Annotated in this window: 17 protein-coding genes; 5 read left to right on the top strand and 12 right to left on the bottom strand. The window is 54.4% G+C overall.

Annotated features, from left to right (window positions below):
- Nucleotides 1-30: 30 nt before the first annotated feature.
- On the bottom strand, nt 31-1,071 hold the full coding sequence (gene trpD / locus ACED87_RS05675) for an anthranilate phosphoribosyltransferase (RefSeq protein ID WP_449089694.1): 1,041 nt from the start codon (nt 1,069-1,071) through the stop codon (nt 31-33).
- 237 nt (nt 1,072-1,308) lie between these two features.
- On the opposite strand from trpD, the gene ctaE reads away from it, so the two are divergent.
- From ctaE to qcrB, 4 genes are read left to right on the top strand one after another with little or no spacing between them, the layout of a single operon-like run.
- Complete coding sequence (gene ctaE, locus ACED87_RS05670; RefSeq protein WP_449083001.1) at nt 1,309-1,947, top strand: aa3-type cytochrome oxidase subunit III; 639 nt, start codon at nt 1,309-1,311, stop codon at nt 1,945-1,947.
- A gap of 50 nt (nt 1,948-1,997) precedes the next feature.
- A complete protein-coding gene (gene qcrC / locus ACED87_RS05665) occupies nt 1,998-2,792 on the top strand; it encodes a cytochrome bc1 complex diheme cytochrome c subunit (RefSeq protein WP_449089693.1) in 795 nt (264 codons plus the stop codon).
- A 49-nt stretch (nt 2,793-2,841) separates the two neighbouring features.
- Nucleotides 2,842-3,933 carry a cytochrome bc1 complex Rieske iron-sulfur subunit gene (gene qcrA / locus ACED87_RS05660; protein WP_449089692.1) on the top strand — a complete coding sequence of 364 codons (1,092 nt, stop codon included), beginning with the start codon at nt 2,842-2,844 and terminating at the stop codon, nt 3,931-3,933.
- Nucleotides 3,933-5,597 carry a cytochrome bc1 complex cytochrome b subunit gene (gene qcrB / locus ACED87_RS05655; RefSeq protein WP_449089691.1) on the top strand — a complete coding sequence of 555 codons (1,665 nt, stop codon included), beginning with the start codon at nt 3,933-3,935 and terminating at the stop codon, nt 5,595-5,597. The genes qcrA and qcrB overlap by 1 nt, the downstream gene beginning before the upstream one ends.
- 367 nt (nt 5,598-5,964) lie before the next feature.
- On the opposite strand, the gene ACED87_RS05650 is transcribed toward qcrB, so the two are convergent.
- The 5 genes from ACED87_RS05650 to ACED87_RS05630 all read right to left on the bottom strand — a co-directional run bounded on the left by ACED87_RS05650 (nt 5,965) and on the right by ACED87_RS05630 (nt 11,028).
- Complete coding sequence (locus tag ACED87_RS05650) at nt 5,965-6,366, bottom strand: cytochrome c oxidase subunit 4 (RefSeq protein WP_449089690.1); 402 nt, start codon at nt 6,364-6,366, stop codon at nt 5,965-5,967.
- Nucleotides 6,367-6,375: 9 nt separating this feature from the next.
- Nucleotides 6,376-8,076: an aa3-type cytochrome oxidase subunit I gene (gene ctaD, locus ACED87_RS05645; protein ID WP_449082993.1), complete on the bottom strand. Its 1,701-nt coding sequence runs from the start codon at nt 8,074-8,076 to the stop codon at nt 6,376-6,378.
- Nucleotides 8,077-8,087: 11 nt separating this feature from the next.
- Nucleotides 8,088-8,957 (bottom strand): aa3-type cytochrome oxidase subunit II, encoded by an 870-nt coding sequence (ctaC, locus tag ACED87_RS05640; protein WP_449089689.1) that lies wholly within the window; start codon nt 8,955-8,957, stop codon nt 8,088-8,090.
- 234 nt (nt 8,958-9,191) lie between these two features.
- Nucleotides 9,192-9,548: a HesB/IscA family protein gene (locus ACED87_RS05635; protein ID WP_449082991.1), complete on the bottom strand. Its 357-nt coding sequence runs from the start codon at nt 9,546-9,548 to the stop codon at nt 9,192-9,194.
- A gap of 85 nt (nt 9,549-9,633) precedes the next feature.
- Nucleotides 9,634-11,028, bottom strand: coding sequence for a M20/M25/M40 family metallo-hydrolase (locus ACED87_RS05630; RefSeq protein WP_449089688.1), 1,395 nt, complete (start codon nt 11,026-11,028; stop codon nt 9,634-9,636).
- Between the two features lie 58 nt (nt 11,029-11,086).
- Between ACED87_RS05630 and ACED87_RS05625 the strand changes: the two genes are divergently transcribed.
- Nucleotides 11,087-11,698, top strand: a complete 612-nt coding sequence (locus ACED87_RS05625; RefSeq protein WP_449089687.1) for a DUF3043 domain-containing protein — start codon at nt 11,087-11,089, stop codon at nt 11,696-11,698.
- A 106-nt stretch (nt 11,699-11,804) separates the two neighbouring features.
- Here the strand turns inward: ACED87_RS05625 and ACED87_RS05620 are convergent, their stop codons facing one another.
- The 6 genes from ACED87_RS05620 to ACED87_RS05595 form a co-directional block, all read right to left on the bottom strand.
- Entirely contained in the window at nt 11,805-12,890 is a 1,086-nt protein-coding gene (locus ACED87_RS05620; RefSeq protein ID WP_449089686.1) for a quinone-dependent dihydroorotate dehydrogenase, read from the bottom strand.
- A 45-nt stretch (nt 12,891-12,935) separates the two neighbouring features.
- On the bottom strand, nt 12,936-13,715 hold the full coding sequence (locus tag ACED87_RS05615) for an isoprenyl transferase (RefSeq protein WP_449089685.1): 780 nt from the start codon (nt 13,713-13,715) through the stop codon (nt 12,936-12,938).
- Between the two features lie 3 nt (nt 13,716-13,718).
- Nucleotides 13,719-14,477 (bottom strand): DNA repair protein RecO, encoded by a 759-nt coding sequence (gene recO, locus ACED87_RS05610; RefSeq protein ID WP_449089684.1) that lies wholly within the window; start codon nt 14,475-14,477, stop codon nt 13,719-13,721.
- Nucleotides 14,461-16,206: a 2-isopropylmalate synthase gene (leuA, locus tag ACED87_RS05605; RefSeq protein ID WP_449089683.1), complete on the bottom strand. Its 1,746-nt coding sequence runs from the start codon at nt 16,204-16,206 to the stop codon at nt 14,461-14,463. The genes recO and leuA overlap by 17 nt, the downstream gene beginning before the upstream one ends.
- 109 nt (nt 16,207-16,315) lie before the next feature.
- Entirely contained in the window at nt 16,316-17,725 is a 1,410-nt protein-coding gene (locus ACED87_RS05600) for an LCP family protein (RefSeq protein ID WP_449089682.1), read from the bottom strand.
- Between the two features lie 152 nt (nt 17,726-17,877).
- Nucleotides 17,878-18,960 (bottom strand): GTPase Era, encoded by a 1,083-nt coding sequence (locus tag ACED87_RS05595; RefSeq protein ID WP_449089681.1) that lies wholly within the window; start codon nt 18,958-18,960, stop codon nt 17,878-17,880.

Genomic DNA, 18,960 nt, shown 5'->3' with positions numbered 1-18,960 from the left:
CCCAGAGAATCTGGGGCCGACCTTTGATATTTATTTACTGTTGCTATAGGAAACCCATCGTTCAAGTACAGCCTTAGCCTTGCCTGTCTCTACTGATCTGCGAGCCTCCTGCAAGGCGTCCTCAAATCGTTCTGCAAAAGGACGGTGATCAACCGGACGGTAGGCAGTAAGACCCGCCGCAGCATTCAGCAGAACCGCATTCATAATAGGGCCACTAGCTCCATCAAGTACCTCATGAAAAACCTGAGCGTTATGGCGGGCATCTCCCCCACGCAAATCATCCAGGCTAGCAAGTTCAATACCAAAATCAGTGGGGGCTAACACATGATGCTCTACTGCCCCCTCGGTGGTCTCCCACACCTGGGATGCGCCGGTAATGGTGATTTCATCCAGGCCATCATTACCCCGGAAAATCAGTGCGTGGTCACCACGAGATGCAAATACTGCAGCAATCTTTTCAGCCATTGCAGGGTCAGCTACCCCAATAGCTGAGGAACGTACACGGGCTGGGTTGGTCATAGGGCCAAGATAATTAAAAGCCGTGGGAACACCAAGGGCGCGACGAACCGGCGCTACATACCGCATGGAGGGGTGAAAAACCTGGGCAAAAAGGAAGGTGATACCAGCGGCATCAACCGCTCCGGCAACGTCCTTAACGCTCAAGTCAAGGTTAATACCCAACTCAGCTAGAACATCTGCACTACCACTTGAGGACGAAGAAGCCCTGTTACCGTGCTTAATGACGGGCACCCCAGCACCAGCAATGACGAGAGAGGCCATGGTCGAAATATTGACAGTATTCTGCTGGTCTCCCCCAGTTCCCACAATATCTACAGCATCCCGGGTTACCTCAATAGGCTCTGCCTTATCAAGCATTCCCTGAGCTAAGGCTGCTAGTTCTGCAGGAGTCTCACCTTTAACATGAAGCCCAAGAAGGAAAGCGCCTAAAATCGCTTCCGGAGTAGAACCGGACATAATATCTTGCATAGCCCAGGTGATCTGGTCTGCAGAGAGCTCCTGCTGAGCTACGAGCTGGTTAAGAATACGTTTCCATGTAATGGTGCCTGTCATAGCTCACATTCTACGGTTCTTTAAGCCTTCGAGCGAGTTCACAAGACACATAGGCTTCAAGCCGTCATAACCAGCCCGGCAAAGCTTTGAGTTACGCAAGTTTTACATACAACGTGTCGGCAATGCCCTATCAAAACCCGCAGAATAATAGGGTAAACGTCCACAATTTACAACACACCTGCTAGTAAACCCCCTTACCTCTTGGTTCACGGGCAGTTTTACAGACATAATGTCTATGTGACAACTGCAACCCATACCCCCAGTAAGTCGGCGCATACCGCTCTAAATCGACCCAATCAGGTGTCTGTTGGCACCGTTGTTTGGCTCGCCTCCGAGCTCATGTTCTTCGCCGGCCTGTTCGCAATGTACTTCACCCTGCGCGCCTCTCGCCCCGATATCTGGGCTGAGAACACGCCGCTGCTTGAAGTCCCTCTCGCTCTGGCCAACACCATCGTGCTGGTACTGAGTTCTGTTACCTGCCAGTTCGGTGTTTTCAAAGCTGAGCAGCTCAAGCCCCGCCGCACCGGTTCCATCTTCAATGTCCGCGAATGGGGCATGGTCGAATGGTTCCTTCTCACCTTCATCATGGGTGCGTTCTTCGTCTCCGTCCAGGCCTACGAATACGCCAACCTTGTCGCTGAAGGTATGACTATCGCATCAAGTGCTTACGGCTCAGCCTTCTACATCACCACCGGTTTCCACGCCCTGCACGTAACCGGCGGCCTCATCGCCTTCCTGCTGATCATCGGCCGTGCCTATGTCGCTAAGCGTTTTGGTCACTACGAAGCAACCTCAGCAATTGTTGTTTCCTACTACTGGCACTTCGTAGACATCGTGTGGATCGCCCTGTTCATCATCGTCTACTTCCTTAAGTAACCGGTAACCGCTAAAAGTAAACCAACTAGCACACACAAAGGAACAACGACGTGAAAGCACTTTCTCACAAGCGACGTCATCCGCTCGCAGCTCTCGTGTTGCTTGCCCTTGCCCTCCTCCTATCTGGTGGCCTCTACGCAGTTGCCACGGCTACTAACGAGGCTCAAGCCGCTACAAGCACCACCTACACTGCAGAAGACATCTCAGAAGGCCAGAAACTCTTCCTCGCTAACTGCGCCACCTGCCACGGCACCAAGGCAGAAGGCTCCGCCGACGGCCCCTCCCTCATCGGTGTAGGTGCCGCTGCTGTTGACTTCCAGGTAGGTACCGGCCGCATGCCCATGCAGATGCAAGGCATTCAGGCCCAGCTTAAGCCCGGCCAGTTCAATGATGAACAGACTCAGCAACTCGCAGCCTATGTTGCATCACTTGGCGCCGGCCCCACCATCCCCGAGGAAGAATACCTGGATGTTGCCCAGGGCGATGCTGCCAACGGCGCAAAGGTATTCCTGGCAAACTGCGCCATGTGCCACAACGCTGCTGGTGTCGGTGGTGCTCTAACCCGCGGTAAGTTTGCCCCCACCCTCATGGGCGTTTCAGAGAAGCACATCTACGAGGCCATGGAAACCGGCCCGCAGAACATGCCCGTCTTCAACGACGCAAACATCACCCCCGAAGAAAAGCGCGATGTCATTACCTACCTGAAGTCCCAGGAAGTTAACACATCAGTTGGTGGTTTCAAACTGGGATCACTCGGCCCCGTATCTGAAGGTCTGCTCATCTGGACCCTCGGCCTAGTCATCGTCATAGCATTCACCCTCTGGCTCACTTCACGAGCTGCATAAGCTCACCCACACACATAAATTTCGTACCAAGGAAGATTTGAGGCAACACATGGGAAACCATAGTGACGGCGCACATGAAGAAGTCGCCGTAGTTACCTCTGCGGAGGCACACCAGGAGAAGTTCGCTAACCCCGGACTCCCCCCGCATGCCCCCCGACTCACCGACGTCGATACCAAAAAAGCTAAGGGTGCCGAACGACAGGTAGTTCTGCTCTTCGTCATCTCCATGCTGGGCTCCCTGCTTTTCTGGATTGGCTACTTCGGTGTAGAGGTTAGCGGCAACTTCTACGATGTCATGAACCCCGAAGCAAACAATATGCTTCGCCTGCAGAACCTTCTGCTGGGTCTGGGCATCGCTTTTGCCATGTTCGGTATCGGTATCGGTATCGTCCACTGGGCACGCTCACTCATGCCCGACCACGAGATGGTCGAAGAGCGTCACGCGGTCACCTCTGAAGAGGACCGCGCAGAGGCCCAAGAAATCGTTGAAACCATTATCGAAGAATCAGGCATCAAACGACGCCCACTCCTTCGAAACACCCTCATCGGTTCCCTTATCCTCGCTCCCCTCACCTTCGTCACCCTCTTCCGTGACCTAGGCCCGGCAGACCCCTCAGTACTCAAGTACACCCTGTGGGACGAAGGCGTCCGCCTAGTGCGCGACCCCTCCGGCACCCCCATCAGGGCAGCAGATGTCACCCTAGGCTCTGCCTACCACGTCCTACCCGAAACCCTCTCCAGCCTGACCCACGAGAACGGCTACCTAGAGGAAAAAGCAAAGGCCGTTGTGCTCCTCATGCGCCTGGACCCCGCTGACATCAAGAAAATCACCCCCGGCCGTGAAAACTGGAACGTGGACGGCATCTACGCCTACTCCAAGGTCTGCACTCACGTAGGCTGCCCCATCGCCCTGTACGAGCAGCGCACCCACCACCTGCTCTGCCCCTGCCACCAGTCAACCTTCGACGCGGCAGAAGAATGCAAGGTCATCTTCGGGCCCGCAGGGCACGCCCTACCCCAGTTGCCCATCGCAGTTGATGCAGAAGGCTACCTGGTTGCACAAAGTGACTTCCACGAACCCGTTGGCCCCGGCTACTGGGAGCGTGCACAGCACATGAAGGAAATGGCAGGTGAAGCATAATGTCAACATCAATGCAATCTGATTACACGGCAAAAACCTCAACCGGTCGTATTGCCCACTACCTTGACCAACGTGTTGGTGCTTCAGGTATCGTCAAAGAATTTGGTCGCAAAATCTTCCCCGACCACTGGTCCTTCATGTTCGGTGAAGTCGCCCTCTACAGCCTGGTCATCCTGATCATCTCAGGCACCTTCCTGACCTTCTTCTTCAACCCCACCATGGTGTCAGTAACCTACGACGGTTCCTACGTCCCCATGAAGGGCACCCACATGTCTGCCGCCTACGCCTCCACCCTGGACATCTCCTTTGACGTCCGCGGTGGCCTGCTCATGCGCCAGATCCACCACTGGGCCGCCCTCATGTTCATGATGGCAATGACCGTGCACATGCTCCGCGTCTTCTTCACCGGCGCCTTCCGCCGACCCCGTGAACTGAACTGGGTCGTCGGTTGCACCCTGCTTATCATCGGTATCCTGGCAGGCTTCACCGGCTACTCCCTGCCCGATGACGTCCTCTCCGGTAACGGTCTGCGCATCATCGATGGCATCCTCAAATCAATCCCGCTCGTCGGTACCTACATTTCGCTCTTCTTCTTTGGCGGCGAGTTCCCCGGCACCGCAGTGATTGGTCGCCTCTACACCCTGCACATCATGATTATCCCCGCCATGCTTCTGCTGCTGGTGGCTATCCACATGTTCATGGTTGTACTGCACAAGCACACCCAGTACCCCGGCCCCGGCCGCACCGAAACCAACGTCGTTGGCTTCCCCGTCGGACCGGTCTACGCAGCTAAGGCTGGCGGCTTCTTCTTCATCGTCTTCGGTATCATCGCCTTTCTCGGGGCGACCTTTACCATCAACGCGATCTGGAACTACGGCCCCTACGACCCCTCACCGGTACAAGCTGGCACCCAGCCTGACTGGTACGTAGGTTTCGGTGATGGCGCCCTCCGCCTGTGGCCCGGCGTCTGGCCCTGGCCCTGGGAATTCGAATTCCTCGGTGGCACCTGGGTGCTCAGCGTCCTGCTGCCCTTCGCTCTCATGGCTGGCTCAGTCATGATGTCTATGGTCTTCTGGCCCTGGATTGAGCAGTGGGTGACCAAGGACAACCGCGTTCACAACATCCTGGACCGCCCCCGCAACGCCCCCTTCCGCACCGGTGTAGGTGTAGCAGGCATCATCGGCTACGCCTCCTTGATGATTGCGGCAAGCTCCGACCTGATCGCAACTCACTTCCACGTCTCACTGAATGACGTCGCCTACTGGCTCCGCTTTACCTTCGTATTCGGTCCCCTCATCGGCTTCTTCATCACCCAGCGCATCTGCCTGGCCCTGCAGCGCAAGGACCGTGAGCTCGTACTGCACGGTATCGAAACCGGTAAGGTCGTCCAGCTCCCCCACGGCGAGTTCATCGAGGTTCACCAGCCCCTGGACGAATACCGCCGCTACGAGCTCGTCTCCTTCGAATCCCCCAAACCCATCCCTGCACAGCCCAATAAGAAGGGTAAGGTAGGTCTAATCGAGAAGACCCGCGCAGGTCTCTCAAAGATCTGGTTCGAAGATCGCGTGGTTGCTGTAACTCCCGCCGAACTCGAAGCCGCTCACCAGGAGTCGCACGGTTCACCTGCGGTTGGCTCTCACAAAGCTGAACCCATCGAACAATAAAATACGGTTGCAATAAGCATGTGGGGCACCCCTGATGGGGTGCCCCACATGCCTTTAAGCAGGACAATCGGGCAAGATGAGAGAGGCTGGCTCACGGAGGTGTGCTGAACCTTGAAAAAGGCCAAGGAACTTTGTCTACGGTTCGGCGTGTCGCCTCAGTAGTGCTGAGGGGAGGGCGGACGCTGGTCCTGTGCCGTCCTGTGCCGTCCTGTGCCGTCCTGTGCCGTCCTGTGCCGTCCTGTGCCGTCCTGTGCCGTCCTGTGCCCTACCACTATCTCGTAGCAGCTGCTGGCTGTACACAGCAAAGGGGTGGGGCCCCTCTCCCATGGGAGAGGGGCCCCACCCCTGTTGAACCTATAAGGCTGTTTTAGTGGGCGTGGTCGCCGCGGCTGTACTCGTAAACCCAACCCAGCACAGCAGCTGCTGCGAAAGGAATGGCAATAAGGACGATCCACCAGTCAATTGCCAGCCCAACAACAACGATGGTGCAGGCAAGACCGATGAAGAGGGGCCACCATGACCACGGTGAGTAGAAACCGTAGTCACCAGCACCGTCAGCGATTTCTCCGTCAAGATCCTCATAGGGCATCTCCGGGTACTTCTTATCGGTGAAGCTCAGGAAGTACCAGAGGAAAAGACACATCACAGCAGTTGCCAGAATGGCGGGGAAACCAGCCCATTCGGTGAACTGAGTCATGAAACCGTAGACGATACCCACAGGAATCAAGAAGATACCGATGAGACCGAAAATCTTTGCAAGAAGTTTCACTGTGGCCTCCTAGCCTGCGGTAGCCTGGCGGGCTGCCGCGGCAATGTCATTGTTGGTGGACAGCTCAGGGTGGTGCAAATCAAGTGCAGGGCGCTCTGAGCGAATACGGGGCAGGGCGGTGAAGTTGTGGCGCGGGGGCGGGCAGGCAGTTGCCCACTCTAGTGAGCCACCGAAGCCCCAGGGGTCATCAACCTCAACGCGCTTGCCGTTACGGGCAGTGGTGTAGATGTTCCAGAACCAAGGAATCATGGAGATTGCCAGAATCATAGAACCTACAGTTGAAAGCTGGTTCATCCAAGTGAAGCCATCTTCAGGCATGTAGTCTGCGTAGCGGCGGGGCATACCGTCAACGCCCAGCCAGTGCTGGATGAGGAAGGTCATGTGGAAGCCGACAAAGAGTAGCCAGAAGTGGATCTTGCCCAGGCGCTCATTGAGCATCTTGCCGGTGAACTTAGGCCACCAGAAGTAGAGGGCAGCGAACATGCCGAAGACCAGAGTGCCGAAGATGACGTAGTGGAAGTGAGCAACTACGAAGTAGGAGTCAGACAGGTGGAAGTCCAGCGGCGGGGAGGCCAGGATAATACCGGTCAGACCACCGAAGAGGAAGGTAACCAGGAAGCCAATAACCCAGAGCATAGGAGTCTCAAAGGTGATGGAGCCTTGCCACATGGTGCCAATCCAGTTGAAGAACTTCACGCCGGTAGGAATACCAATCAGCATGGTCATGAAAGAGAAGAAGGGCAACATGACCGCGCCGGTAACGTACATGTGGTGGGCCCACACTGTAACGGACAGTGCTGCGATAGCGATGGTCGCAAAAATCAGGCCCTTGTAACCGAAAATCGGTTTACGGGAGAAGACTGGAATGATTTCTGAGACGATGCCGAAGAAGGGCAGCGCCAGAACGTAAACCTCGGGGTGCCCGAAGAACCAGAAGAGGTGTTGCCAAAGCACAGCCCCACCATTTTCGGGGTCGAAGATGTGGCCACCGAGACGACGGTCCATGCCGAGGGCGAACAGGGCGGACGCCAGCGGCGGGAAGATCATGATGATCAGGATGGAGGTAATCAGGGTGGTCCAGGTGAAGACCGACATACGCCACATGGTCATGCCAGGGGCACGCATGCAGAGGATGGTAGTCAAGAAGTTGACACCACCCATGATGGTGCCGAAGCCCTGTAGAGCTAGACCAAAGACCCAGAGGTCTCCACCCACAGAGGGGCTGTAGGTGGCACTGTTCAAGGGGGCGTATGCGAACCAGCCAAAGGAGGCTGCACCCTGGGGGGTGAGGAAGCCAGCGATAGCTACCAGAGACCCGAACAGGAAGAACCAGAAGGCTAGGGAATTCAGGCGGGGAAAGGCAACATCGGGGGCACCAATCTGTAGGGGCACCAGAATGTTAGCGAAACCGGTGAACAGCGGGGTGCCAAACATGAGCAGCATGAGGGTGCCGTGCATGGTAAAGAGCTGGTTGAACTGTTCCTTGGTTTCGAGGAACTGCATACCGGGAGAGAAGAGTTCAAGGCGCATTAGCAGAGCCATGACACCGGCAAAGCAGAAGAAAATAAACGAAGCGATCAGGTACATGTACCCGATGGTCTTGTGGTCGGTGGACGTCAGCCAGTTGACGATGATTCGCCCCTTGGACTTGGGAACCACCCGCGGAACAACGCTACCGGTTGTCTCATCTGAATACTCAGGAGTAGTCACGGGGTTACCTCTTAGTTCTTGGTGTTCATGTTGGGATTACGGTTGTACTCATCACCCAGACGGCCAGTGTTCTCCATATCGCGCAGTGACTGGATGTAGGCGTCGTAGTCTTCCTGGCTGACAACTTCAACGTTGAAGAGCATTTCGGAGTGGTACTCACCGCAGAGTTCAGCACACTTACCCTGGTAGCGTGCGGGCTCGGAACCGGTGGTGAAGTACATGTGGTTAGTCATGCCTGGGATGGTGTCTCGTTTCTCAAGGAAAGCAGGGACCCAGAAGGAGTGGATGACATCACGAGACTTAAGCTGCAGATCGATGGTTGAGTCGACGGGCAGGTAGAGGGTTGGGAGGGTCTCTTCTACCCCGACTTTGCCTTCTTTGTCTAGGCGTGCTTGCACACCAGCGAAGTAGACGTCTTCGTCCAGGTAGTTGAAGTCCCAGGCCCACTGTTTACCGTAGACCTCGATGGTGACGGCTGCGGTCTCAGACTTGGGAGCGGTGATTTCACGCTCGGCCTGGTCTGAGAAAGTGAAGAAGCTGACGATCAGAATAATCGGGATAGCGGTGTAGAAAATTTCTAGCGGAGCGTGGTAGCTCACCTGGCGGGGGTAGCCGGTTTCGTACTTGCGGCGACGGTAGGCGATGATGCACCAGAGCATGAGGCCCCAGGTCACTAGACCTACAGCCAACGCAGCGATCCATGTACCAATCCAGAGGCTCATGATGGTATCGGCGTTATCGGTTACACCACGCTGAGTAGGCAGCCAGCCCACTGATGCCTGTTCTGAACAACCGGTCAAGAGCAGCGCTGAAACGGCGCTGGCAGTGGCTACTGCCTTGCCTTTAAGCCCCATGCTGCTGGTTCGATGCTGCGAACTCACAGACGGCCCTTCCTGTAGCGATGTGCGTGTCACCTGGTGCTGTGTGTGGACAGCCCTAATCCAAGTGATTTTTCTTTCAATACGAGCTTACCCGCAAACGGGTGTTTCTGGTGACAACCTGTCAACGAACTGACGTGTCATTACGTAAGTATTTCACGTTTGAGTAAGCGGAGATAAGAAAGTGGGGGCATGCCGGAGCATACCCCCACTTCAGGGAACTATTTGAGGCACTTCCTAGTGGAAAGAATCTCCACATGCGCAAGAACCCTGGGCGTTAGGGTTATCAATCGAGAAGCCCTGCTTCTGGATGGTGTCTTCGAAATCGATAGTTGAACCATCGAGGTAAGGAACGCTCATACGGTCAACAATCACTTCTACCCCGTCGAAGTCGCGTACTGCGTCCCCATCGAGTACCCGTTCATCGAAGTAGAGCTGGTAAATCAGACCTGAACAGCCACCGGGCTGTACGGCGATACGAAGGCGTAGGTCGGTGCGTCCTTCTTGTTCGAGTAAGGAGCGAACCTTCTGCGCTGCTACCTCGGTGAGGTTCACACCGTGGGTGGGAAGTTCATCAAGTACTGCCTCAGACATAAGCAATCCTTTCGTGGGGTATCTTGATGTTAATCTTACGCGTCTTGGGTGCAAGGCGCGAGATGTTCGCGGTCGAGTGAATACCTTAGTGCGCGGTATGAGCTGCGGCCAGCATCAAGGCCTCAGCCAAGATTGCTGTGTGAAAATCTGGGATGAAAAGGGACTCATTAGCACTATGAGCGCGGGTGTCTGGGTCTTCGATGCCGGTGATGAGAATATGAGCTTCTGGGTAGACCTCGGTGAGGGTGGCGATGAAGGGGATAGACCCGCCTAGGCCAGTAGTGACTGGCTCTACTCCCCAGGCTTCTGCCAGGGCTGCCAAGGCTAGTTGGGTTCCGCTACCAGTAAGGTTGGCCTGGTAGGGCTGTCCTGAATCTTCGGCCTGATAGGTAACCTCTGCTCCGTACCGGTTGTGCTCTGCGAAGTGCTTGGCAAGAGCACGGTGGGCTGCGGCAGGGTCTTGGCCAGGGGCGAGGCGGACGCTGATGCGCGCCTTGGCTCGTGCAGCGATGGTGTTTGACGATTCGGCAACCGGGGTGATGTCCATACCGATGATAGAGATAGCTGGCTGAGACCAGAGGCGTGATGAGATTGAACCACGACCTGCTAGGTTCATGCTGTCGAGGATGCCTGAATCGGCACGGAAATCAGCTTCAGGGTATTCAACATCAGGTTCAGGTGCAATCACCAAACCTTCAACTGCAACTGAACCTTGAGAATCATGAAGAGTAGCAAGTAACTGAATCAAGACCGTGTTGGCGTCCAGAAGAGGGCCACCGAACATACCGGAGTGAACAGGATGACTACTTACCTCTACTGAGATATCACCGCTAACGACCCCTCGCAGGCTTGCTGTTAGGGCAGGTACTCCCCTCTTCCAATTAGCTGAGTCTGCTACAACGATGTAGTCCGCAGCGAGCCTATCGCGGTAGGTCTGCAAAAAGCTCTCGAAACTAGGGGAACCTGCTTCTTCCTCCCCCTCAATAAAGAGAGTGACACCGACCTTAAAGTCATCACCTAGTACTTCTCGTGCCGCTGTGAAAGCAGCTAAATGAACAAGGACTCCCGCCTTATCATCTGCAGTGCCACGTCCATAGAGACGATCGCCCTGACGTGTTGCCACAAAAGGCTCAGTATCCCACAAAGAAGGGTCACCGGCGGGTTGAACATCGTGATGGGCATAGAGCAGAAACGTCGGGAAACCTGGTGCAGCCGGCGAATGAGCCACGACCGCAGGCATGCCCTGCTGGCCACCACCATACTCAGCTGAGAGGATTTCAACACTGTCAAAACCAGCTTCTTCAGCAAGTTCTTTCACCTTTTCAGCGCTACGCTGCACTTCAGAAAGATCAAAAGACTCCCAGGCAACCGAAGGGATAGCTACAAGCTCTGCTAAACGCTCAAGCTGAGTTTCAAAATTCTCTTCGATATAGGCGGCCAAAGATGGGCGGGCAGAAAAATCGAAATCATGTGTTGTCATACATCTCAGAATACGCTTCAACTGTATATCTACGCATGAACTTGGTTATTCTTAAGGGGTGTTAGGTCGTAATAAGAAATCATCAGACAATACTGGTTCTGTGGTTGCCCAAGCTACCCCGGTAGCAGCCGAAAGCCTTGAACCTCACCAGCCGGGGTACACCGCGCCCAAGGGGCGCCCTACCCCCTCCCGCAAAGAACGTGAAGCAGCCCGTCGCACTCCCCTGGTTCCTGCCGACCGTAAGGCAGCAAAGGACGCCCAGCGTGAGGCCGAGCGTGAGCTACGCGCTAAGCAGCAGCATGCCTTGCAGACTGGCGATGAGCGCTTTCTGCCCGTCAACGATCGGGGCCCCCAGCGTCGTTATATTCGCGACTATGTCGATGCTCGTTTCAATCTGGGTGACATCATGATTATCGTCATCTTAGCTGTTTTCATTGTGGGGCTTTTCTCCCCCAACATGCAGCCATACACCAGTTTCTTCATGTGGGGCATGATTCTGCTCTGGGTCATCGACTACATGATTATGTGGCGCGGGCTCAAAAAGAAACTCATCGAAAAGTTTGGCTCCATCGAGCCCCGTTCCGGCTTTTACGCTTTCAATCGCGTGATGATGCTCCGCCGCTTCCGGTTGCCGAAGCCTCAGGTCAAGCGCGGCGAATACCCCAAATAAAATTACACCGCAGCCCACCCCACAAGAGCTTCGCTCTTAAATTCAAAGGGGCGCTACCTCGATATTGAGGTAGCGCCCCTTTACGTCATGATCTCACGTGTTCAGTCTAGCGGGTTTTCCCCAATTTCAGTAGTCCACGATTGATGTGAGCTGCCCATAGCGGCCCCTCATAGATAAAAGCTGAATAACCCTGCACCAGACTGGCCCCTGCCTTCAGACGGTCAGCAACGTCCTGAGCTGTCGTCACACCACCTACCGAAATAAGAGATAATTGATCCCCAACCTCAGCTTTAAGCAGACGTAGAACCTCCAAAGAACGCTTCTTCAGCGGCTCACCCGATAGGCCACCTGCCCCAATTTCTTGAATCTTACTCTGAGAACTCACCAGCCCTAGCCCCTCACGGGCAATGGTGGTATTAGTCGCGATAATACCGTCTAACCCAAGACGGAGAGCCATCGCAGCGACGTCCTTAATATCCTCATCTGCAAGATCCGGGGCAATCTTTACCACCAAAGGCACACGACGGCCCTGTACCACACGATCAGCCTCCGCACGCACAGCCTCCAGCAGAGGCTCCAGCGTCTCAATGGCCTGAAGATCCCGTAGACCCGGAGTATTAGGTGAGCTGACATTCACCGCAAGATAATCAGTCTGAGGCGCAAGAACCCTAGTACTTACCAGGTAGTCCTCGATAGCATCCTCAAGAGCTACCACCTTAGTTTTACCGATATTAACACCAATGATAGGGCGAACCTTACCCCGGTATTCCGCTTCAAGGTCGGCACGAGCTGCCGCAACCCGCGGCCCCACCACCGCCGCCCCATCATTATTGAAACCCATGCGATTAATAATGGCCTTATCATCTACCAGACGGAAAAGACGAGGCTGAGGGTTACCCGGCTGGGCCTGACCAGTAATAGTTCCAATTTCAACATGGCCAAAACCCAGCTGACCCAAAGCCGCAATAGCCGTGCCACCCTTATCAAAGCCAGCAGCAATACCAAAAGGTGAAGGGAAAGAAAGCCCCATCACCTCAGTTGCCAATGACGGGTGGGGCGCTAAAAAGCGCTCACCCAGGCGTGAAACACCGGTGCGGCGAAGAGTCTGCACCGCCCACATGCCCAGGTGGTGGGCCTTCTCAGCATCCATGGGTTTGAAAAAGAGTGTGAACAGGGTTGGGTAGATCCGCATATCGGACCCCTTTCTGCCGCGGCTTACGCCTAGTGTGAGAGAAACTTAGGAAGTGGCCACCTTATCAACAGCCCCACCATACCGGCGGTCACGGCAGGCATATTCTTCCACAGCCTGCCAGAGAACAGTCCGATCAACATCGGGCCACAACACGTTCATAAAGACCATCTCAGCATAAGCACTCTGCCACAGAAGGAAATTCGAGAAACGCTGCTCCCCTGAAGTGCGGAGGAAAAGATCAACATCGGGTAGGTCAGGCTCATCCAAGTATTTCTGGAAGGTCTTTTCAGTGACCTGCTTAGGTTTGATACGGCCAGCTGCAACGTCCTTAGCAATCAAGGCCGCAGCGTCCGCAATTTCTGCCCGCCCCCCATAATTGACGCACATAGTTAACGTACACACAGTATTGTGCTTGGTTTCCTCTTCGCACTTTTCAAGGAGCTTGATGACCGACGTCCACAGCCTAGGGCGGCGACCAGCCCAGCGAATCCGCACGCCCCAACTTTTAAGAGTCTCAAGTTGACGTTCTAGAACCTCAGAAGAAAACCGCATAATAAAAGCAACCTCATCAGGGCTGCGGCGCCAATTCTCCGTTGAAAAGGCATATGCAGAAACAAAAGGAATGCCCATCTCAATAGCGCCAGCCACCACATCAAGTAAAGCAGCCTCACCAGCACGGTGCCCCTCAGTTCGAGGCAGGCCACGTTCATTGGCCCAGCGCCCATTACCATCCATCACCACAGCCACATGCTGAGGAACAAACTTACGCGGAATCGCAGGAGCTAAAGCACCGCTGGGGTGGCTATAAGGCTTCACTGGTGTCATGTACTAGATTTCCTTCTCAAGGGTAGACAGAGTTTTAAGCGGCCGCTCAAGCTGCCACTGCACATAATCAATAATATGCCGTTCTGCCCTCTGCAACAGAGCAGACGACTGTTCAGCCAAAATTCTAGCCCAGTCACCTCTAGCCAAAGCCGCCAAATAGGCAGGTTCTGCAGGCGCTAAAGGGCTCAACCGAGGAAAATCACCACCCCGGGCGCACCCAGTACACACAACCCCCAAGGCAGGAGAAAAATAGGTGAGCTCATCAAGAACACCGCAAACAGCACAAGCACCGATAGCCATACTCCAGCCAGCCCTATGCAAGGCACGCAAAAGATACGAATCAAGGACGCGGTGGGGCGGGTAAACGCCCCGTGCCAAAGCTGACAGCGCCCCAGCTAGAAGCGTGAACTGCTCTTCAAGGCGCTCCTGCTCATGATTGAGTAGCTGTTCCGCAACCTCAGCCACAACAGCCGCTACAGTATAGCGAGTGTAATCGCTGACAATAGGGCCCAGATAGGCCCTGCGAGTTACAACCTGCGAAATCGTGGCAAGATTTTTCCCCGGAACAGCCGAAATATCAACCAGCATAAAAGGCTCAAGCCGGGCCCCAATCTTTGAGCTGCTCTTGCGTACTCCCCTAGCTACCGCATGCACAACACCATGCTGTCGAGTTGCCAAAATAATAATGCGGTCATGCTCCCCCAAATCCTGGGTGCGCAAAACAATAGCGCTATCACCAATAGCCTTAGCTGTAGACATCATCACGTATCGCACGGTTCACTGCTGAAATCATAGCCTTGAGTGAGGCACGAGTCGTTGAACTATCGATACCAACACCCCACAGAACCCTGCTACCCACCGCTGTCTCAATATAGGAGGCAGCCTGGGCACTTGCCGCAGAAGCCAAGGTGTGCTCCGAATAGTCCAGCACACGGACGTCCACACCCTCCTTAGCCAAAATCGACTGCAAGGCTTCAATCGGGCCACTACCTTGACCCACACGGTTATAGGTATGCCCATCAATATTCAGGCCAACCCGCATAGTAGTTTCCCCATGCTCCTTAGAATCAATAGAGAGCGACTCAATACGGTACTTACCCCAACGGGAACCAGTCTTATCAGTGGGCAGATACTCATCAGCAAAAATATCCCACAGAGCCTTACTCTCAACCTCGCCACCCCGGGCATCAGTCTGAGCCTGCACGATAGCAGAAAATTCCTGTTGAGCACGCTTAGGCAAATCCAGACCAAAGCTCTTCTTCAAAAGGTAGGCCACACCGCCCTTACCCGACTGAGAATTCACACGAATAACAGCCTCATAAGAACGCCCCAAATCCTTAGGATCAATCGGCAGATAAGGAACAGCCCACACCATATCATCGACGGTCTTACCCTGCTCCGCAGCGTCCTTCTCTAAACGCTCAAAGCCCTTCTTGATGGCGTCCTGATGTGAACCTGAGAAAGCCGTAAAAACCAGGTCACCACCGTACGGCGAACGCTCATGCACAGGTAGCTGATTACAGTACTCTACAGTCCGACGAATCTCATCAATATCAGAAAAATCGATTTGAGGGTCAATGCCCTGGGTGTACATATTCAAACCCAAGGTAACCAAATCGACGTTGCCGGTGCGCTCACCACTACCAAAGAGGCAGCCCTCAATGCGATCTGCACCTGCCAGATAGCCTAACTCCGCTGCGGCAACACCTGTGCCCCGATCATTGTGGGGATGCAAGGAGAGAATGACATACTCGCGATTTGTCAGATGTCGGCTCACCCACTCTACAGAGTCAGCGTAGACATTAGGGGTGGACATCTCAACGGTGGCAGGCAGGTTAATAATGACTTCCTTACCTTCGCCAATACCCAGTTCATCAGTCACAGCATTGCACACCCGTACCGCAAATTCCAGTTCGGTACCAGTAAAGGATTCCGGGGAATACTCGTAGGTAATCTTGGTGTTTCCCGCCAACTGCTCTTCGTATTTCTTGCAGAGACGGGCACCGGTGAGGGCAAGGTCCAAAACGCCGTTCTGGTCCTGGTCAAACACTACACGACGCTGCAGAACCGATGTCGAATTGTAGAAGTGCACGATAGCCTTAGGGGCCCCATCAATAGCTTCGAAAGTCTTCTGAATTAGATGCTCACGGCACTGCACCAGTACCTGGATAGTCACGTCGTTGGGGATATGCCCATCTTCAATGAGGGTGCGCACGAAGTTAAAGTCGGTGGCTGAGGCTGAGGGGAAGCCAACCTCGATTTCCTTATAACCCATGGTGACCAAGAGCTTGAACATAGCCAGCTTACGTTCGGTGTCCATGGGATCGATGAGAGCCTGATTGCCATCACGCAGATCCACTGCGCACCAGCGTGGAGCAGCGGTCATGATTTTACCGGGCCAAGTGCGGTCTGGGAGGGAGACGTGAATCTGCTGATCAAAAGGCACGTACTTGTGCACAGGCATGGGTGCAGGCTTCTGGAAATTTTTCATCGTACTGACCTTAGATGAGGTGAAAAGTGGCAGCCACGGTATCGTACACGGCCCATCGGTGAAGAACCTGCTAGCAACCGTCCATCACATGGGAATATGGCTAGGATGATTAGTAACTGAAGGACTGCTGACAGGTCACCTGATCGGCGGTCTGGCCTGTAACACCCGTGGCAAGTTCACTAGTGGGTGCAGCGATAGTGTCGCTCTCAGCAAGATCAGAACCCAGGATAAGGGCAATACCAAGATACTGCTCCGAAGGCGTCAAGGAAGTAATACCAAAGATATCCGCAATAGCTTGAGCCTCAGCCTCATACCCGTAGGGGTAGTAAATGGTTGAAGCAGTGTAAACCGCATCGGAAGATACGGTAGTAACCGAGGTAAAGCCTTCCTGCTCAATCTTAGGGGCCAGCTCTTCCGCTCGGTTCTCAAGACCGCTAGCATCGGTAACACTCACGCTCAGAGAATAGGTCAGCTCCGCAGCAGGAGTAGACGTCTCACTGACCTCGGTAGGTGCAGGAGAAACTGGCTCAACCAGGGACTCATCATTCTGAAGTTTAGTGAAAAAAGCCTGAGCATCAGCCGAAAGCTGGAGCTTATTGCCATCGTAGAGGTAAGGCTCGTTAGGGACGGTAGCAAAGACCACCTTGCTCAAATCGACCCTGGCAAAAATGGAGCCTATACTCACCAAATTACCTAGGTGAGTTAGTTCCTGATCGATAGTGACATTCTGGGTGATTGCCTCAGCAATACTGAGCAACCTCGACGGGTTAGTCAGAGTGCCCTCTGCCTGTACCTTACGCAGCAGCGAAGCTAAGAAGCTCTGCTGGGCCTGAATACGGGCAGTATCGCTACCATCACCAAAGCCATGACGAGAACGAAGGAAAGCCAGAGCCTGTTCACCCTCAACACTTGATGTACCAGCAGAGAGCTTGAGACCACTATAGGTATCGTCAATAGGTTCAGTTACGCACACCTCAACGCCACCTACCACACTTGATAGAGCCTTCACAGCGTTAAAATCCACCAGCATAAAGTGGTCAATAGCCACACCCGTCAGGTTGCTAATAGTAGCTACCGTGCACCCGGGCCCGCCGCGCTGAAGAGACTCATTAATCTGAGTCTCAGAAGTTGCAGGGTAGATCTGACCCGTCGTGGCATCTGTGCACTTGGGGATATCGACCATCAAATCGCGGGGAAAAGAGATAACGTTGACGTTTGAACGGTCCTCACTGACCTGAACCAGCATCATGACATCAGAACGAGCACCAGAAGCTGCATCCTCAGCCGTACCGTAAACGTCATTATTGCCCGCACGGGTATCAGAACCAATAACGAGAATATCAAGAGGGCCAGTGGCAAGATCCGAAGACAACTCACCGATATTAATCTCGGCAGTCTGCACGTTACTGCGCAAACGCATCAGAGCAAAGCCACCAAAAGCAATCACCATAGTGAGCAGAGCAAGGCACGAAAGCGCTACCCACTTGACCCGCTGAGACTTAAGAGGCTGGTTGCTCATATGACGCCCCAGGGGCGTAACAACTCGCTGCGAGGGGTGACCCTGTGGCGCCATAAATGCTATCTCCGATTCGTCGACGGTAGGGGGTTCTAACCGATTCTTCAGCCCAGCTTAGCCAAGAAAGCTGAGAAAAACTCCTGATACAAAGAGAATTAGAAACCCAGTTTGCCTAGGGCACGGGGGTCACGCTGCCAGTCCTTGGCTACCTTCACATGAATAGAGAGGAAGACCTTGGTCCCAAGCAGAGCCTCAATGTTCTTGCGAGCAGTTTGGCCGATTTCTTTCAAGCGGGCGCCCCGCTTACCAATAATAATTCCTTTTTGGGAGTCACGCTCCACAAAAAGATTGACATGGATATCAAGCAGAGGATTATCGGCGCTACGCCCCTCCCGCAACTCCATCTCTTCGATGGTGACAGCTACCGAGTGAGGCAACTCATCCTGCACGCCCTCGAGGGCAGCTTCTCGCACCAGCTCAGCAACAAGGGTAGCCTCAGGCTCATCAGTCAACTCACCGGTAGGATAGAGCGGAGGCGAATCAGGCAGGTAAGAGGAAAGCAGCTTGGCGACCTCTTCTACCTGGTAATCCTTCACCGCAGAGACCGGGATAATATCTGCCCAGCCGCCACGGCCGTCATTAACCGGTGCAGGGGTAGCTTTACCCTGAGTACGGCTAGCAGCCGGGCCGCTCCCCTTACGGAAAGGAAGCTCATCACCCTTTTTCTTCCGTTCCTGACGCTCACGGCGCTGCTTACGAGCACCACGCTCAGCACTCATAATCTCATCACCCAGAGCCGAAACAGCCAAAAGCTGCTCGGTGAGCTGTTCGTGCCCCACCTTATCGGCCTTAGTCACAATAGCGACGATAGGCTTATTCCCCGATGCCGCTAGCTGCTGAGCGATGTAACGGTCACCAGGGCCGATTTTCTCATCAGCAGGAATACAGAAACCAATAACATCAACCTCAGAAAGAGTCTGCGCCACCATATCGTTCAAACGCTCACCCAGCAAAGTACGCGGGCGGTGCAGACCAGGAGTATCAACCAGAACTAGCTGGAAATCTTCACGGTGAACAATGCCACGAATAGTATGGCGGGTAGTCTGAGGTCGGTTGGAAGTAATCGCGACCTTCTGCCCGACCAGCGCATTGGTGAGGGTTGACTTACCGGCGTTGGGGCGGCCCACTAGAACGGCAAAGCCCGCAGTGTAGTCCTCGGGGAAGGAAGCAAATTCCAT

This window comes from Rothia sp. 32237D007AR, assembly GCF_053544675.1.
The sequence above is the reverse complement of the archived record's forward strand: the minus strand, read 5'-3'. Positions and strand labels throughout refer to the sequence as shown.

What these genes read in the sequence shown, in the direction of transcription:
- ACED87_RS05635 (WP_449082991.1), bottom strand. Translation starts at nt 9,548, where the DNA reads ATGTCTGAGGCAGTACTTGATGAACTTCCCACCCACGGTGTGAACCTC.
- qcrB (WP_449089691.1), top strand. Translation starts at nt 3,933, where the DNA reads ATGTCAACATCAATGCAATCTGATTACACGGCAAAAACCTCAACCGGT.
- trpD (WP_449089694.1), bottom strand. Translation starts at nt 1,071, where the DNA reads ATGACAGGCACCATTACATGGAAACGTATTCTTAACCAGCTCGTAGCT.
- ACED87_RS05630 (WP_449089688.1), bottom strand. Translation starts at nt 11,028, where the DNA reads ATGACAACACATGATTTCGATTTTTCTGCCCGCCCATCTTTGGCCGCC.
- ACED87_RS05615 (WP_449089685.1), bottom strand. Translation starts at nt 13,715, where the DNA reads ATGACACCAGTGAAGCCTTATAGCCACCCCAGCGGTGCTTTAGCTCCT.
- recO (WP_449089684.1), bottom strand. Translation starts at nt 14,477, where the DNA reads ATGATGTCTACAGCTAAGGCTATTGGTGATAGCGCTATTGTTTTGCGC.
- ACED87_RS05620 (WP_449089686.1), bottom strand. Translation starts at nt 12,890, where the DNA reads ATGCGGATCTACCCAACCCTGTTCACACTCTTTTTCAAACCCATGGAT.
- ACED87_RS05600 (WP_449089682.1), bottom strand. Translation starts at nt 17,725, where the DNA reads ATGAGCAACCAGCCTCTTAAGTCTCAGCGGGTCAAGTGGGTAGCGCTT.
- leuA (WP_449089683.1), bottom strand. Translation starts at nt 16,206, where the DNA reads ATGAAAAATTTCCAGAAGCCTGCACCCATGCCTGTGCACAAGTACGTG.
- ACED87_RS05595 (WP_449089681.1), bottom strand. Translation starts at nt 18,960, where the DNA reads ATGGAATTTGCTTCCTTCCCCGAGGACTACACTGCGGGCTTTGCCGTT.
- qcrA (WP_449089692.1), top strand. Translation starts at nt 2,842, where the DNA reads ATGGGAAACCATAGTGACGGCGCACATGAAGAAGTCGCCGTAGTTACC.